Source organism: Streptomyces phytophilus, from assembly GCF_013870535.1.
Taxonomy (GTDB): domain Bacteria; phylum Actinomycetota; class Actinomycetes; order Streptomycetales; family Streptomycetaceae; genus Streptomyces; species Streptomyces phytophilus.
The window spans coordinates 1-14,309 of record NZ_JACBXC010000054.1 but is presented as its reverse complement, the minus strand read 5'-3'; the positions used below and the strand labels follow the sequence as shown (position 1 = coordinate 14,309).

General features: G+C 72.0%; 19 protein-coding genes. 5 read left to right on the top strand and 14 right to left on the bottom strand.

Features of this window, described 5'->3' with window-relative positions; genetic code table 11:
• Positions 1–359 precede the first annotated feature (359 nt).
• Positions 360–995, top strand: a complete 636-nt coding sequence (locus H5J30_RS05880) for a hypothetical protein (RefSeq protein WP_181786088.1) — start codon at positions 360–362, stop codon at positions 993–995.
• On the opposite strand, the gene H5J30_RS05875 is transcribed toward H5J30_RS05880, so the two are convergent.
• The 14 genes from H5J30_RS05875 to H5J30_RS05810 all read right to left on the bottom strand — a co-directional run bounded on the left by H5J30_RS05875 (position 996) and on the right by H5J30_RS05810 (position 10,607).
• Entirely contained in the window at positions 996–1,226 is a 231-nt protein-coding gene (locus tag H5J30_RS05875; protein ID WP_181786092.1) for a hypothetical protein, read from the bottom strand. It abuts the gene before it with no gap.
• Positions 1,227–1,279: 53 nt separating this feature from the next.
• Entirely contained in the window at positions 1,280–2,518 is a 1,239-nt protein-coding gene (locus H5J30_RS05870; RefSeq protein ID WP_309505443.1) for an ATP-grasp domain-containing protein, read from the bottom strand.
• A 58-nt stretch (positions 2,519–2,576) separates the two neighbouring features.
• Positions 2,577–2,879, bottom strand: a complete 303-nt coding sequence (locus H5J30_RS05865) for a hypothetical protein (RefSeq protein ID WP_181786087.1) — start codon at positions 2,877–2,879, stop codon at positions 2,577–2,579.
• Between the two features lie 38 nt (positions 2,880–2,917).
• Positions 2,918–4,153: an MFS transporter gene (locus tag H5J30_RS05860; protein WP_181786086.1), complete on the bottom strand. Its 1,236-nt coding sequence runs from the start codon at positions 4,151–4,153 to the stop codon at positions 2,918–2,920.
• Positions 4,150–4,650 (bottom strand): regulator, encoded by a 501-nt coding sequence (locus H5J30_RS05855; protein ID WP_181786085.1) that lies wholly within the window; start codon positions 4,648–4,650, stop codon positions 4,150–4,152. Before H5J30_RS05855 ends, H5J30_RS05860 begins: the two co-directional genes overlap by 4 nt.
• Positions 4,647–5,423: a winged helix-turn-helix transcriptional regulator gene (locus H5J30_RS05850; protein ID WP_181786090.1), complete on the bottom strand. Its 777-nt coding sequence runs from the start codon at positions 5,421–5,423 to the stop codon at positions 4,647–4,649. The genes H5J30_RS05855 and H5J30_RS05850 overlap by 4 nt, the downstream gene beginning before the upstream one ends.
• A gap of 99 nt (positions 5,424–5,522) precedes the next feature.
• Positions 5,523–5,921, bottom strand: a complete 399-nt coding sequence (locus H5J30_RS05845; protein ID WP_181786084.1) for a hypothetical protein — start codon at positions 5,919–5,921, stop codon at positions 5,523–5,525.
• A gap of 10 nt (positions 5,922–5,931) precedes the next feature.
• Entirely contained in the window at positions 5,932–6,375 is a 444-nt protein-coding gene (locus H5J30_RS05840) for a hypothetical protein (protein ID WP_181786083.1), read from the bottom strand.
• Positions 6,372–6,836, bottom strand: coding sequence for a hypothetical protein (locus tag H5J30_RS05835; protein WP_181786082.1), 465 nt, complete (start codon positions 6,834–6,836; stop codon positions 6,372–6,374). Before H5J30_RS05835 ends, H5J30_RS05840 begins: the two co-directional genes overlap by 4 nt.
• A gap of 285 nt (positions 6,837–7,121) precedes the next feature.
• Positions 7,122–7,865 (bottom strand): hypothetical protein, encoded by a 744-nt coding sequence (locus H5J30_RS05830; RefSeq protein ID WP_181786081.1) that lies wholly within the window; start codon positions 7,863–7,865, stop codon positions 7,122–7,124.
• A gap of 16 nt (positions 7,866–7,881) precedes the next feature.
• Positions 7,882–8,574 (bottom strand): winged helix DNA-binding protein, encoded by a 693-nt coding sequence (locus H5J30_RS05825; RefSeq protein WP_181786080.1) that lies wholly within the window; start codon positions 8,572–8,574, stop codon positions 7,882–7,884.
• A gap of 17 nt (positions 8,575–8,591) precedes the next feature.
• Positions 8,592–9,068 carry a hypothetical protein gene (locus H5J30_RS05820; RefSeq protein ID WP_181786079.1) on the bottom strand — a complete coding sequence of 159 codons (477 nt, stop codon included), beginning with the start codon at positions 9,066–9,068 and terminating at the stop codon, positions 8,592–8,594.
• On the bottom strand, positions 9,065–9,619 hold the full coding sequence (locus H5J30_RS05815; protein ID WP_181786089.1) for a DUF4913 domain-containing protein: 555 nt from the start codon (positions 9,617–9,619) through the stop codon (positions 9,065–9,067). The genes H5J30_RS05820 and H5J30_RS05815 overlap by 4 nt, the downstream gene beginning before the upstream one ends.
• Before the next feature lie 232 nt (positions 9,620–9,851).
• The gene (locus tag H5J30_RS05810) at positions 9,852–10,607 is read right to left on the bottom strand and encodes a DNA-methyltransferase (RefSeq protein WP_181786078.1); all 756 of its coding nucleotides are present in this window, start codon (positions 10,605–10,607) and stop codon (positions 9,852–9,854) included.
• Positions 10,608–11,106: 499 nt separating this feature from the next.
• Between H5J30_RS05810 and H5J30_RS05805 the strand changes: the two genes are divergently transcribed.
• The 4 genes from H5J30_RS05805 to H5J30_RS05790 form a co-directional block, all read left to right on the top strand.
• Entirely contained in the window at positions 11,107–12,234 is a 1,128-nt protein-coding gene (locus H5J30_RS05805; protein WP_181786077.1) for a C40 family peptidase, read from the top strand.
• A 145-nt stretch (positions 12,235–12,379) separates the two neighbouring features.
• On the top strand, positions 12,380–12,694 hold the full coding sequence (locus H5J30_RS05800) for a DUF6112 family protein (RefSeq protein ID WP_047017229.1): 315 nt from the start codon (positions 12,380–12,382) through the stop codon (positions 12,692–12,694).
• Positions 12,691–13,392 carry a hypothetical protein gene (locus H5J30_RS05795; RefSeq protein ID WP_181786076.1) on the top strand — a complete coding sequence of 234 codons (702 nt, stop codon included), beginning with the start codon at positions 12,691–12,693 and terminating at the stop codon, positions 13,390–13,392. The genes H5J30_RS05800 and H5J30_RS05795 overlap by 4 nt, the downstream gene beginning before the upstream one ends.
• A gap of 30 nt (positions 13,393–13,422) precedes the next feature.
• Positions 13,423–14,309, top strand: an 887-nt coding sequence (locus H5J30_RS05790; protein WP_445194936.1) for an SCO6881 family protein, incomplete at its 3' end; no start/stop codon positions are given.

Here is a 14,309-nt window from a genome sequence, read left to right as displayed (position 1 = left end):
ACACGTTCCCTGCCCTGCGCGACGCCGCCGCCGAGTGGCTCCCGCGGCTTCTTCACCGCCCTGACGAAGAGGACGGGCATCGCCTTCGCCGCCAACAAGGCCAAGTACGGCACATCACCGCCGTCCTCGCCCAGGATGAATCCCCGCACCTGATCCCCGAGGCTCCCCGGGCCTGCCTCCGGCCGGCCGCACGGTGGACCTGCATCACATCCCTCTTCACCCGCTTGCGCCTCGCCGGCTGACGACTTCACGAGCACCCCGTGGCGGGTGTCTTGCGGGGCACGTACCCACCTCGCCCGTACGAGGTGCCGTGTGCCACAAGGGCCCGGCCCGCGGGGCGGGCCCGTAGGCTCGGCGCTGTGGCAGACATCCAGAACACCCAGGGCTTCAAGGCCCTCCTCGCGCAGACCGAGGCCGAGTTGCTCACCCGCGGCCTGGACGTTGTGCCCGTGGGGGTGCGCAACGTGCTCGCCCACGCGGTGAACACTGTCGCCGAGCGCATGGGGATCCAGCCCCGCTCTGCCCTGCGCTACGTCGACCCTTCGGTCATCGCAGACCAGATCGCCAAGGCCGGCGCCGAGTCCACCGACGGCTCCGAAGCAGCCCACGGCATCCGCCCGTTCCGGCTGGATGACCGCATGGTGCCCACCGACCGGTGCGTCACCGGGCGCCCCCTGATGGCCCTGGCCCAGGCCGCCAAGTACGCCACAACCAATGGCGATCCGCGCGCCGCGCAGCACGCCCTCGACCTGATCTGCGAGATCGGCGCCGCCATCGCCGAGCTGGACCGCGACCACGCGCCCGTTCCGGCCGGGGTCCTCGACGAGACCGTGCAGATCCTGGAGCGCGTCGCGCAGAAGATCGAGAAGGAGGGGTGGAGCATCTGCCCGTGCGGCGAGGACCACGGCCAGGCCCGCGCCGACGCCGCGGTCCCCGCCGTCATGCGCGCCGATGCCGGCCTCGTGCGCACCGTGCGGGCCAGCATCGACGGCTGACTACCTACGCCCCCGGCTCTGGCCCACCAGGTCGTCGCCCCTCGCAACCAGTACCGATACCGGGCTACCGCGCCGGTCGGGGGCTGCGGTGTAGGCGTTGCCGAGGTCGTCGTGGTGCAGCTCCCAGCCGAGGCCCAGGAGCGGGGCGAGAGCGGGATCGCCGATGCCGGTGGTACCGGCGAGGTATCGGGGGGTGACGTACACGTCCCCGTCGATGTCAGGGTCGTTCACTCGATGCATCCGAAATCTGGGTTCGCAGATGGGGCTGAGTCACCGGGCGCGTTCTATTCAGGAGCGACCCGGATGGTCAGATTCCGGTACGCCTCGGTGGACCGGGCCTGCGCCTCGGCGGCGGTGGTGCCGGTGGTGATGACGAAGCCGATGCGGGCGGTGAACATGTCGCCTTGCGGGGGCAGGACGACCGGGGTGCCGGGCTCACGTTGGAAGGTGACCTGGTCGAGCCAGTCGGTCCTGTCGGCGAAGTCGGTGTCGATTTCGCGGGTGGTGAGGGTGCCGGAGTAGGCGGGGTAGATCATGCGGATCGCCGCGGCCCGGTTGCGGCTGGGGGTGAGGTGGGGGGTGTGGCCGCAGGCGATGTCGGCGGCGGCGCGGGCCAGGTCGATGCCGGTGGCGGATTGGACGAGGTGGCCGATCATGTCGCCGGCCAGGCGGGCGTTGACCTCGATCAGGCGCGGGCGGCCGTCGACCAGGCGCATCTCGACGTGGCTGACGCCGTCGGTGACGCCGAGGGTCTCCAGCGCCGCCGTGGCCGCCGGGGCAACCCGCGGCAGCAGCGGATCGTTGGCATTCACGACGTGCGCGAGTTCCTCGAAGTACGGGGGCATGCCGACCGTCTTGTGGGTGACGGCGACCGCGGTGGTCCGGCCGCGGTGGGTGACGCACTCCACGCTGATCTCCGGCCCGGCGAGGTACTCCTCGACCAAGACAGGGGTCTTCTCCACCTTGCCGCCCCCGGCGCAGGTGGCGTGGCCGTAGGCGAAAGGCAGTTCGTCGTCGGTATCGGCGCGGACGACACCCATGCTCGCGGCGAGCGAAGCCGGTTTGAGTACGACGGGGTAGCCGACGCGTTGGGCCGCCTCGTGTGCCTCAGCTTCGGTGCGGACGCTGACGGAGAGCGCCGAGGGCACCTGTCCGCGGGCGAACGCGGCCCGGGACGCGGCCTTGTCACGGCACCTGTGCAGCGCGGAGGCAGGGGTGGCGGGCAGGGAGAGGCTGTGGGCCAGGCGGGCAGCGGGTACGAGGTACCACTCGGTCCACGTCATCACTCCGGCCAGCGTGTGCCGGCGGCGCAGCGCGCGCCCGGCGGCCAGCAGTTCCTCTTCGTTGGCGGGGTCGGCGACTTCGGCGTCGATGATCCATGGGCGCTGCCACGTCGGTTCCTTCTCGCAGATGAGGGCGACGTCGTAGTGGGCGGCGATGTTCTGAAGGCACCAGCGGCGGTACGTCTGGGCGTCCCGGTCGGCGGCGGCGACGATGAGCAGGACGGGACGGCAGGTGGGCACACGGCTCCAGTCAGCAGGCGGCGGCGGAAGTCGGGGAGCGCAGGAGGGCGCCCCGGGGTCAGGGTGCGCGGCGTTGGCGCAGTTCGAAGGCTGGGGCCCACTGCGGGTGCTCGGCGATCAGTTTCCGGGCGTAGAGGGCGGTGTAGTTGTTGTTGAGCCCGCCGGCGCTGGGCGGGAGTTGGCGGCGCAGGTCCTCGAAGAGGTCCTTGAGGCTGATGCGCGTGAGGCCGGCGGCCAGGAGCCGGGCGGCGCGGCGTTCGAGTGCGCGGTAGATGTGCGGGTTCTGTGTGTCGAAGGCGTGGAACCGTTCGGTGATGGTCTGACCGCCGGCGGGGGGCGCCTCGGGGCGGGTTGGTGACATGGCGGGCCTCCTCGGTCTGCGGGAGCGTGGGCGGCGGGTCAGGTGTGCAGGGCGGGGTCGGTGCGCAGGCGGGTGAAGGCGAGGAGGAGTCCGAGGGCCTGGATGGCGGCGCAGGCGGTGATGACGTGGCCGAGGTCGTCGGGCGGGGTCAGCGCGGTGAGCACGCCGGCGAGGGGGAAGGGCAGCAGGAGGATGAGGATGGTCGCCGCCAGGGTGCTGCCGAAGACGGCCGTCGGGATGAGGCGGGCGCGAAGGGTGCGCAGGACGACGGTCATGCCGCCTTCTGCGGCCATGAGGATGGCGATGAGGATCAGGTAGGAGCGGTAGGTGGGTGCTTGGGCGGCGGCCAGGCAGGCGAGCGAGGCCAGTGCGGCGCAGGCGGCGCCGACCGTCCACAGGCCCAGCCGGTCGATCGCGAAGCGGCACAGCGCGACGCTGGCCAGGGTCGCGGCTGCGGCGGTGGACCACAGCAGGCCGACGGCGGTGGTGGACTGCCCGAAGTGCTTGACGACGATCACGGGGGCTGCGGCCTGGAGGAAGCCGATGGCCAGGTTGGACAGGGTCAGGCCGGTGACGAGCCAACCGAGTGCGGGAAGGGAGCGGATGGTGCGCCATCCCGTCACCAGCCCTGCGCCCGCACGGTCTTTCGGCGCCCGGGCGGGAGTGACGGGTGAGGGCGGGGTGTGCAGGGCGAGGAGCGCGGCGAGCAGCGAGATCGCCGCGACCACCGCGAGCATCTGCGGCGCCCCGGCGAGCAGCAGCACCCCCGCGGCGGCGGGGCCGGTCAGGGTGGCGGTCTGGTCGATGCCGAGGAGGACGGCTTGGACGCGGTGGGCCCGTGGGCCGGCCCGGCGGCCGGCGGCACCGCCGGCGGTCTCGGCGGCGATGTAGCTGAATTCGGTGAGCACACCGGTCGAAGCGGCCAGCGCCATCACCGTCGTACTCGCCACCGTTCCGGACGGATGGATGCTAAGGAGGAGCGCGCCGGCGGCCAGCGCCAGGGCGCGGCCGAGGGAGGCCAGGCAGAAGACGACCGATGCCCCGCGCTGGTCGACGACTGATCCGGCCCACCCGAACGCGGCCAGTCGGGGGATCCACTCCAGGGCGAACGCGAAGCCGGTCAGGGCGGCGGAGCCGGTGGTGTGCAGGACCAGCAGGGGGATGCCGTAGGTGGACATGGCGAACGCCGCGGCGTCCGCGGTGCGCGGCAGGTAGATGCCGCGGGCCAGCCCGGCGGGGTGACGGGCGTGCCGGGGGGTGAGCGCGGTGCTCACGCGGCCGGCTCGTACTCGGTGACGGGCTGGGTGAGTTGCGGGTTGGCCGTCAGCCACCGGATCAGGTGACCGGGCAGGTCCTCTCCGGCGGCCTCGGCGCTGGACAAGTCCGCACCCGAGCCGTAGGCGCTCTGGGTGGCGAGGACGTGGACGAGGTGGTCGAGGGTGTGCTGGATGCGGGTGGTAAAGGTGCTGACCGGCGCCGGGTAGGCGTGGTGGCGGGCCCAGCGGGCGGTCGAGTCGTAGAAGGCGGCCAGGTGGGAGCCGGATTCGGTCAGGTCGAGGCCGCCTGCGGGTCCCGCCTGCACGAGACCGTGAGCGCGGGCGATGTGGACGGCGCGGCGTGCCCTGCTTCTCGTCAGGTCGGGCAGGGTGGCGGTCAGCATCCTCGGCGGTATCGGCCCGTTGTCGTCGATTTCGGTGATCAGCCGGATCAGCGCCGGCGAGGACAGCACCCGGGCGGCGGCACCCAGTTCGGCCGCCCCGAGGATGGTCATCGGTTCGGCCCTCCCGCCGGGAGCGCCGCCGGCGGCCCGGCAGGAATGGCGTGTGAGAACAGATCGCTGTACGAGGCCCGGGCCCGGGCGGGCCGTGGCGTCGCGGGGGGCGTGGTGGTCGGCTGCGTGGGGTGGCCGACCCGCGGCTTCGGCGTGGACGGGGCCTGTGTGTGGCCCCAGACGGGGTGGTGGGTGGCGTGGGTGAGGGGCTTGCCGGCGGCCCAGGCGGACAGGGCGCCGAGGACCGGGCCCAGGGCCTCGCCCGCGGCGGACAGCCGGTAGGGCTGGCCGGTGCCGTCGGTGTCGACCAGGCCGTCGGCGGTGAGCTGGCGCAGCGGCGGATAGATGTTGCTCCAGGCGCTGTGGGGCATGACGAGCTGGAAGAGGGCCCGGCCGCTGGTCTCTCCGCGGATCTTCAGCGCCCACAGGATGCCCGCGGCATGGCGCCGGGTCAGCAGGGTCAGGCTGTCTTCGGCCTGGTCGATCGCGGAGGGCGGTTGGGCGGCTTCTTCGAGGTGTGCCTCGGCCCAGGTGACGATCACCGGCAGGACCGGCAGAAGCGATGCGCCGCGGTCGGTGAGGCCGTACGTGACGTGCCGTGTCGTGTGCTCGGTGCGTTCGACGAGGCCGGCGTCGCACAGGGTGCGGGTCTTCGGGTGGAACTGGTTGTCCTTCAGCCAGGGCAGGCGGGCGGCCAGTTCGTGGTACCGCAGCGGCTCGGCGGAGGCGGAGAGCGCCAGCAGGATCCGCACGTTCCACCGCGGGGTGATCATGGCGAGTGCCTCGGAGACCCGGGCGATGTCCGCGTCGGTTTCGGGTGAGAGGCCCAAAGGAGAACTCCTGGGTGATGAGGGCAGAGGGGCGCCTGCGGCTCAGCGGCTGCGGGCTGCTGCTGTCGGGCGGGGCGGCGGCGAAGGAGGCTCGGTCGTCGGTGGGGAGGCGGCTGGGCGGGTCAGGCTCTGCAGGACGGCGGCGGCGGAGGTGGCCTGGACGCCGTGGACGGCGACGGCTTCAGCGAGTCGGCGAGCACCGTCGAGGAGGTGCGAGATCTCGTGCGGGCCGAGTGGCCGGCCGGGCTGGAGGAGGCGGGTGAGGTAGTCGCGGTGGAAGGTGATGCTGTGCTCGGCGTCGGCGAGGGCCTGGTGCATGCCGAGCAGGGCGGCGAGCATCCCGGGCCGCCGGGCCTCGGGGTGTGCTTTGAGGTCGGCGAGCGGCTCGCCGTACAGGTCCTCGATCCGCCCCGCTATCCCGGCGGCGGTCAGACCCGCCAAGCGGGCGCCCTCACCGCCCCGGACCAGCAGCCGATCCGGTGCGCATGACCGCGGGTACGGCAGCCGGCGCCAATGTGGCGACGGCCGTCGGTTGCGTCACGCGGACGGGGCGGGAGCGCTCCGGTGCGGGCATGGTGCGCAGCAGCTCGGCGAGCGCGGCGCGGTAGCCGTCGCGGGCATCGAGCGCCGCCTGCAGCCACTGCGCGTCGACGCGGAGCTTGTCCGCGGACAGCTCGCCGATGTCCCGCTCCGGCGCGGTGTCGGCATGTACTCGGTCGCGGACCCTTGCGACCTGCTGCTCGGTCAGCGCCAGGAAGGCGCGCAGCTCCAGCGCGCGGGCCAGCGCGGGAGGGGCCTGGTGCCCAGCCCCCATCACCTGCAGCGCATCGAGTGAGGCGCCGAAGACCTTCTGCAGCTCGTCGTCGGCGCTGCTGGGCCGGACGTCCGCGCTCATGAACGGGCCCTTCCCGCTGCCCGCCCGGCCGCCGCCGGCATCGAAGCGGGCGCCGCCGCGGGGCGGGCCGGGGCGGTGGTCTGCACCGCCGGTCCCTTGCGTCGCGGGGTGGTCTGCTTGCCGACCGCGTCGGGGTCGAGGAGGTAGCGCACGACCAGGGCCCGGCCGTCTCGCGCGGTGACGGCCGCGTTGACGTACTGGGCAAGGTCCATCGTGGGGACGTCGACCTCGCCGGGCTGGGTGTCCAGCGCAGCCAGGAGGTCGTCCTCCGCGCGGTCGAGCACCTCCTGGGATTCGACGAGGAGGCCGTGCCACTTCACGACGTCGGTGGCTTGGGGATTCGCGTCCGGCCGGGCGGCGACCGCCGCCTGCAACTCGCCGATTTTCATGTCGAATTGGGCTTCGATCCGTTCGGTGAGCACGCTCACGACGTCAACGTTCTCGGGTATGTCGTCGGACAAAGGAACTCCGTTCAGCGAGAAAGGAAGGAGAAGGGCCTGGCCGTTCGCGAGCCGTCATATCCGTATACGCGGTGGGGGACCCCGGCACGCGCCGCGCACCGGGCACCTCGGGGGCTCGGGGGATTTTGGGTGGAGCGCATGCCGGTATGGCCTCCATGCGGGGACGCAGACAGCGGTGGAAAAGTGGCCCGGGTGTTCCGGGCGGTATAAGGGTCCACAGATTCGCCGGTTTGGCTAACCGGCGATTGTCGGCTATGTTTCGCCCGGCCCGGGCGGTCCCAGCGCTCAGCGCGAGGGGCCGGCAGGGCGCCGGGCAGTGGCCCCGGGCAGCCCGGGCGGGCGCGGATTCGCTGCCGCCGGACGCATCGGCGGCAGGGGGCCGGCGTCGCCTGTGAGCCGGTCCCAGCACCAGCCCAGAGCCTCCTGCGGGGTGGAGAAGCCGCCCTCGCGCAGGGTGTATGTCTGTGCCTCGGTGTCGACTTCCTCGACCACGACGCGAAACGGCGGCACGGCCTGCTCGTCCGCGGCGCCCATGGCCACGACCGTGACGAAGTCGTCCGGGTCGTCCCGGTTGTAGGAGAAGCCGACCCCGTAGTCGTCGCCTTCGAACATCAGGCGCCGCGCCAGCGCCCGCGTCGCCTCGTCCGCGGGCTGGGGGCCCAGTTCGGGATCCAGGGCGATGGCGTCGGGAGGGCAGCCGCGGTGGATCAGCCAGGACTGCACCATCGCGGGCAGCGGCAAAGCATCCTGGTCGAAGCCGAAGGTCCGCTTGTCCGCATCCCGCTCCAGGTACACGCCAAGGTACGGGGGCTCGCCCGGATGGCCCCAGGTCGCGCTGGAGTCGAACAGGACGTAGTAGCTGCGGCCGTCGGCGGTGTGGTGTTCGGCGAGGGGGACCAGGCTGTCGACGTGGAGGCCGACGAGGACATGGAAGGCACGGGAGACCTCCTCGTCGGCGTCGAGCTGGTCCACACCGAAGTCGACCTCGGAAGCCTTCCTGTGGGGCGGCTCGGCTTGGGTGGGAGACAACGAGAACCTTTCGGAATCAGCGCCGACGGGCAGGGGTGGAGGGCCGGGTCACAGGCCGGGCACCGGGCTTGGGCGGCGAGGTGGTGGGCGGCCGGCGGGCGGCGAGCAGCGCGGCGCGGCCGGTGTCGGTCAAGGTGACTGGCTGGCCGGCGTGGAGGGGGTGGGTGGTGTCCCGGGCGACCAGGCCGGCGGCCTCCAGCCGTTGCAGTTCGGCGTAGGGGATGCGGGTGCCGGCGGCTGCGGTGACGGACACCTGGCCGCTGAGCAGGTGCTGGTAGAGCTTGGCGCCGCCGGCGATGACCAGCAGGGCGCGCTGCTCCGCCTCGGAGAGAGGGCGCGGCCAGGGCGTCGTGCTGGTGGCGGTGGCCTCGATGGGCTCCAGGACTGCGGTTACCCGCCGGGCGGCGGCATCGCGGGCGGCGGCGGCGTTCTTCAGGGCCGCGACGGTGCGGTTGATCCGCGTGAGAAGGGCGTCATCGACGGGTAGGGCGCCGTCGGTGAGACGGTGCAGAACGCGGAGGTAGAGGTCCACACTGGCCGCCGCCCTGGTCAGCGCATCGTGCTCGTCGACCAGGCGGGCATGCGGCTCGTCGAGGACGCCGCGGTTGCGGTAGGCGCGCAGGGCGGCAAGGCCGTGGCCGGTGACGGCTTCGATGCGATCAGCAAGTGGCGATTCCGCTTCCCGGTCGGATCCAGGGATGGCGGGCACGGGTGAAGCTCCGTGCGTCAACGGGTGCGTGGCCGCGGGGCGGCAGGGGTGGCAGGCCGAGGCGCGGGAAGCGCGTGGGGCGGTGGTCCGGGCCGGGGCACGGGCCCGGGGTGGGTGAGCTGGGGGGATCGGGAGCGTGCGGCGTGGGTGCGGGCGCTCAGCGGCCGTCGGGCCATGCCCAGACGGTGGCCGACGGTGTCGTAGACGTCGTTGCCGGCACGGGGCCTGACCGCGATGACGTGGATCTCCTGCCGGTGCGGCGAGTCCGGCGGTGCCGGGCGGAAGCCGTAGATGATGCGCCAGTCTTTGCGGTCCATGGCGACCTTGCGGTAGCCCGCGAGGTCGCCGTCGAGACGTTCCCCGAAGGCCCGTGCGTTCACGATGTCTTCCAGGTAGGACAAGGTGAGGTCGCGGATGTCGCCGGGCGCTTGCAGCAGATCGGTCAGAGCACGGGGATCGAAGCTCAGCCCGAAGGTCTGCCGGTTCCTGCTCACGACTCTGCCCCGTCCGCTCTGGGGGGCCGGGCGCTGTCCGCCGCATTCGCTGCTGTACGCGCGGACGGCGCCGGGCCGGGCAGGATGCGGTGTGCGGGCCGGTCGGGTGAGGTCATGCAGGCCGACAGCGGACCGCCCGGGCCCCGGATCGCCGCGACGGCATGGGTGAGGAAGTCCCGGTGCCACACGAACAACCCGGCAAGTCCCGCGTCCGGCTCCTTGTGCTGCTGGTAGGCGAGCCACAGGGCGTGGAGCCAGGCAACGACGTCGTCGTGCTCCTGCCACTGCAGGCACCACGGCGCAGCCGTGGTGACCTCCGCTCCGTAGACCGGGAGGAGGAAGTCATCGACCCAGTCGCTGAGCGCGTCGAGTTCGTCCTCGCGCTCCTGTCCGTCGAGTTCCAGGATCGGGCGGGGCTCCGGCGCCGCCGCGGGAGACGGTCCGCCGAGCCCCGGCATACCGAACGCCGCGAACGGCGAGGCGCCCGGCCCGGGCGGGGGCGCGGATGCGAGGCGGTCGAGCTGCTGGGCCTGCTGCTGCGACTGCTGCATCAGCCTGCGCACGCTCGCCTCGACCCCCTCCAACTGCGGGTCCGGTACGCGAACAGGCTCCGACGGGTCGGGAGATTCGGATTCGGGCATGAAGGGGCTGACCTCCTACGAGGCGGGGAAGAAGAGGAAGGCGGGATCTGCACTGGCCGGCGGGCCACAGGGGCTTCCGCCGGCGACCGCGTCACGGCACAGTCCGGGAGAGTAGGAACCGGAAGGCTCCGGAGTGGAGGGCTCAGGCGGTGAGCACCACGTCATCCTGGGTGAGGGTCTCGCGCAGCGTCTCGGTGAGCCGGTCGGATGCGATCGACGCGTAGTGCGGCGACTTCTCCACCCCGATGAAGTCGCGGCCCTCCAGGAGGGCGGCGACGCCGGTGGAGCCGGAGCCGGCGCAGAAGTCGAGGACCCTGCCACCGGGCGGGGAGATCTTGACCAGCTCGCGCATCACGGACACCGGCTTCTGGGTGATGTGCCGGCGCCCCGCCCCCGAAGGCTGAGAGGCCGTGTACATGCCTTCCAGGTAGACAGGGTTGCGGGAGCCGTCGATCGCCCCCTTCGACGCCCACACGATGAACTCCACGTTCTGGGTGAACCGGCCCTTCTGCGGGCGGGCCGTGGGCTTGTGCCAGGCCAGCACGCCGCGCCACAGCCACCCGGCGGCCTGGATCGCGTCCGTGGTGATGGGCAGTTGGCGCCAGTCGGTGAACAGCAGCCCGGTGCCGCCATCACGGGTCAGCCGGTGGGCTTCGGTCATGATCTGCGTCAACCAGAAGCCGTAACTGCGCTGGTCCATGTTCTCGCCGGTGAAGTCGGCGAGGGTGTTCTTGGCGTCGGCTGAGGTGTACTTCTGCTTCGCGGAGCGTGTCGTACGCTCCTTCGCTGTCCGCCCGCCGGAGTTGTACGGCGGGTCGGTGATGACGGAGTCGACGCAGTCGTCCGGAAGGCCGGAAAGCTCGGTGAGGGCGTCGCCCTGATGGAGGGAAAAAGGCAAAGACAGACCCCGATTCGGGTGGAAGCACCAAAGGAACTCCCCCTCAAATGCGCGTCCTCGCGGGCCAGATCCGGGCGTTGCAGAAACCCAGGTCCACGTAGGGCGAGGAAGGCGAGGAGGGCGAAGGGGAGTCCAAAAACTGTAGCGGCGAACGTGACGACGGCCAAAAAGCCCGCCGCTGGGGTGCCGGTTTCCGGCACCTCACCTTCGACTATTTGGTCAACCGCAGATCCGGGTCTACAGTTTTTAGACCGCCCGGCGCCCCACGCCGCTGGCTGTCCCCCTCACGCCGCACCGCGACCGCCCTCTCGGCGTTGTCCGGCTCACGGCCTGATCACATCGAGCGCGCTGCAACGCGCCGCGGCACCCTTCTCGATCGCTGGCAGGCGATACGGCGTGCCGCCTGCCACACACACCCTCTCCCCGAAGGGGACCCCTCCATGACGTCTTGCTCTCCGCCCCTGCCGACACGCGCTGACGTGCTGGCGGTTCGCTCGGGTTGAAGGCGCTCGCCGCCGGCCTCGTCGTCGGCGTTGTCTTCCTCTCCCCATTCCTCCTCGCCGGCGCCGGCATGATGCTGGCCTCCTCCAGCGACGCCGTACGGACCGCCGCGTCCGCCGGCAGTTGCCTGACCGATGCCGACACCGCCGAGATCACCGATCAGGCCGCCCGGATCCTCGACGGGGCGCCCGGCACGAACATCCGCATCGAGGGCCTGGACCTGCCCGACGAGCAGGTCCCGCACGCGGCGACCATCGTGGCCACCGGCCGCTCGCTGAACGTGCCCGCGAAGGGGCAGGTCATCGCGCTCGCGACGGCGCTGCAGGAATCGCGGCTGCGCAACCTCACCTACGGCGACCGCGACAGCCTGGGGCTGTTCCAGCAACGTCCGTCCCAGGGCTGGGGCACCGCGCAGCAGATCCGCGACCCTGTCTACGCCGCCGAGCAGTTCTACCAGCGCCTGCTCACCGTGGACGGCTGGCAGCAGATGACCACCACCCAGGCAGCCCAGGCCGTCCAGAAGTCCGCCTACCCCGACGCCTACGCGCAGTGGGAGGACCTGGCCACCGCCCTGCAGGCGGCTGTCACCGCAACCTTCCCCCGCGCCGGCGACGACGAGCGGAGCGCGGATCCGGACTCCTTCGCCGGCGGCACCGGCTGCGCCGGGGAGCCCGACGGTTCCGGCTTCGGCCCCATCCCCGAAGGCAGCATCCCGAACGGATACCGGATCCCCCCGGATGCCGACCCGAAGGCGCGCACGGCGATCGGGTGGGCGATGCGGCAGCTCGGCACGCTCTACCAATGGGGCGGCTCGTGCACCGACGCGCACGGCCCCGACCCGATGGGGCGCTGCGACTGCTCCAGCCTGATGCAGCAGGCGTACGCGCACGCCGGCATCACCCTCACCCGCACCACCTACACGCAGATCAACGAAGGCAAACCGGTCCCCCGCCACCGTCTTCGGCCCGGTGACCTGATCTTCAGCCGCGGCACCGCGGCCCGCCCCGAGCACGTCGGGATGTACATGGGCCAGGGCCTGGTCATCGAGGCACCGCGCACCGGCAAGCCCGTGCGGATCACGCCCCTCGCCGACTGGACCGTCCTCGCGGTACGCCGCGTCCTGTAACACCCCGCCGCCGGCCACCGCTCCGGACGGATCGCCGCGGCCTTCTCCCGCGCCCCGAGCGCGCCTTCCGCTCAGCTTCTTCCCCCCTCCCCTCCCCGCTGCCCGTTTCGCCCTGCCCGCGTATGCAAGGAGCCCCGCTGCCCCCATGCCCCTCCCCCTCGCAGATCGCTTGATCCACCTCGCCTACGACCCCGGAATCTCGCCCAAGGGCGGCGGCCTACCCGGCCTTTCGGTCCTGAAGAACGTCGTCAACAGCATCAATCTGTTCGGCATCGTGGCCGTCGTCGGTGCGCTGGCCGTCTCGCTCGGCGTGTGGGCCTGGGGCCACCACACCGGCGGCCACCAGGCCGAGGCCAACGGCAAGAAGGGCGCCGTCGTCGCCGCCGGCGCCGCCCTCGGACTCGGCGCCGCCAACGGAATCGTCAGCTTCTTCTCCAATCTCGGATCGCAGGTCCAATGAGGCAGAAGCGAATTCCCACCCACGCCCTGCCCGCCTACCGGACGGGGTACCTGGGCGGCAGGCGCGCCGCGATCGCCGCCGTGGTCGTCGCCGCCCTGCTCGTCATCACCGTGGCCGTCGCCTTGCTGTCCAGCAGCGGGAGCGGCGACACGAGCCCCGAGCGCGCCGCCCCGGCACCGGCGAGCAGCCCTCCGCCTGCCGAACCTGCCCCGCGGCCGGTCCCGCCTTCGCAGTCCGGGGCCGTGCCGGGGCCTCCGCGGATCGGCGAGCCGGTCGCCTTCGCGAAGGCGGCGGCGAAGATGCTGTGGTCCTACGACACCCGCACCACCAGCCGCAACCAGCAACTACGCGGCATGCGCACCTGGATGATCAGCGAGAGCCGGTACGCGGACTGGGCGTCGGTGGCCGGCCTGGTGCCCGATCCGCTGCTGTGGTCGCGGATGGCCGACCAGGACCAGCGCGCCACCGCCCGCGTCACCGAAGGCCACTTCCCCGCCGCGTTCAAGCGCGCCCTGGCCGAGGACCCCACAGCGATCACCGAGGCGTACGTCTACGCCGTCACCGTCACCGGCAAGCAGAAGATCGCCTGGAACAAGCGCGGCGGCGGTGCCGAGGAGCGGGCCGTGACCTTGGCCGTGCAGTGCCGTCCCGGCCGCGCTTGCTCCCTTGCCGCCGTCGCCCCCCGTGTCGCGCCGTGACCCGCATTCCGCAGGCGAAGGGAGGAACGCGTGCCGTTCTGTGACATCCCGGTAGCGGGCAGGCTCTGCGACGTTGACGACGCGGCCGGTTTCATGGCCGATCCAGGCAAGGCCATCGGCGACTGGATGGCCGAATCCGCGGGCGAACTCGCCGTCGCCGCGGTCGACCTGGCCGCCGAGGGCGTCGACACCACCACGAAGGTCGACCTGAACGCCGGCTGGTTCCGCGACAACTACGAGACCCTTCTGCCACTGGGCCTGGTACTTCTCGTCGCGACGTTCTGCGCGCAGCTCGTCCGCGCCGCCATCCGACGCGACGGACAGGCCCTCACCCAGGCGTTCACCGGCACCGCAGCCGGAATCCTGTTCGCGTTCTGCGCCATCGCCGTGACCACCGTCGCCGTCGAGGTGGTCGACGCCCTGTCCGCCGGCCTGCTGAAATCGGCCGACCTGAGCATCGAGTCGGCTGTGCGGCGCATCGTGAAGGTCAACCAGATCCCGGCGGTCGCCCCGCTGGGCTGGCTCGTCTCGGTCGTCGCCGGACTTGGCGCCGCTCTCGGTGCGTTCCTGTACTGGGGCGTGATGATGGTCCGCAAGGTCACCATCCTCGTCATGGTGACCCTGGCGATCTTCGCCGCCGCGGGCGGCGGCTGGGAGGTCGCGCGCCGCTGGCGCAAGGGCTGGATCGAAGCCACCGCCACCCTCGTCGTCTCGAAGCTCCTGATGACCGTGATCTTCGTGCTCGGGATCGCCGCCATGGGCAGGACCGACGCGAAGGACGGTGCCGCGGCGCTCGCCGACGTCATGGCCGGCATCGTGATCATGGCGATGGTGCTGCTGTGCCCGTACGCAGTCTTCAAGTTCGTGCACTGGGCGGCCGACACCGACACCGAGTCCCTGCACCGCGCCGGCGGCGC

Coding starts and splice junctions, on each gene's coding strand:
- H5J30_RS05815 (WP_181786089.1), bottom strand. CDS start 9,619: ATGCAGCAGTCGCAGCAGCAGGCCCAGCAGCTCGACCGCCTCGCATCC.
- H5J30_RS05840 (WP_181786083.1), bottom strand. CDS start 6,375: ATGAGCGCGGACGTCCGGCCCAGCAGCGCCGACGACGAGCTGCAGAAG.
- H5J30_RS05850 (WP_181786090.1), bottom strand. CDS start 5,423: ATGATCACCCCGCGGTGGAACGTGCGGATCCTGCTGGCGCTCTCCGCC.
- H5J30_RS05795 (WP_181786076.1), top strand. CDS start 12,691: ATGAGGCAGAAGCGAATTCCCACCCACGCCCTGCCCGCCTACCGGACG.
- H5J30_RS05865 (WP_181786087.1), bottom strand. CDS start 2,879: ATGTCACCAACCCGCCCCGAGGCGCCCCCCGCCGGCGGTCAGACCATC.
- H5J30_RS05800 (WP_047017229.1), top strand. CDS start 12,380: ATGCCCCTCCCCCTCGCAGATCGCTTGATCCACCTCGCCTACGACCCC.
- H5J30_RS05855 (WP_181786085.1), bottom strand. CDS start 4,650: ATGACCATCCTCGGGGCGGCCGAACTGGGTGCCGCCGCCCGGGTGCTG.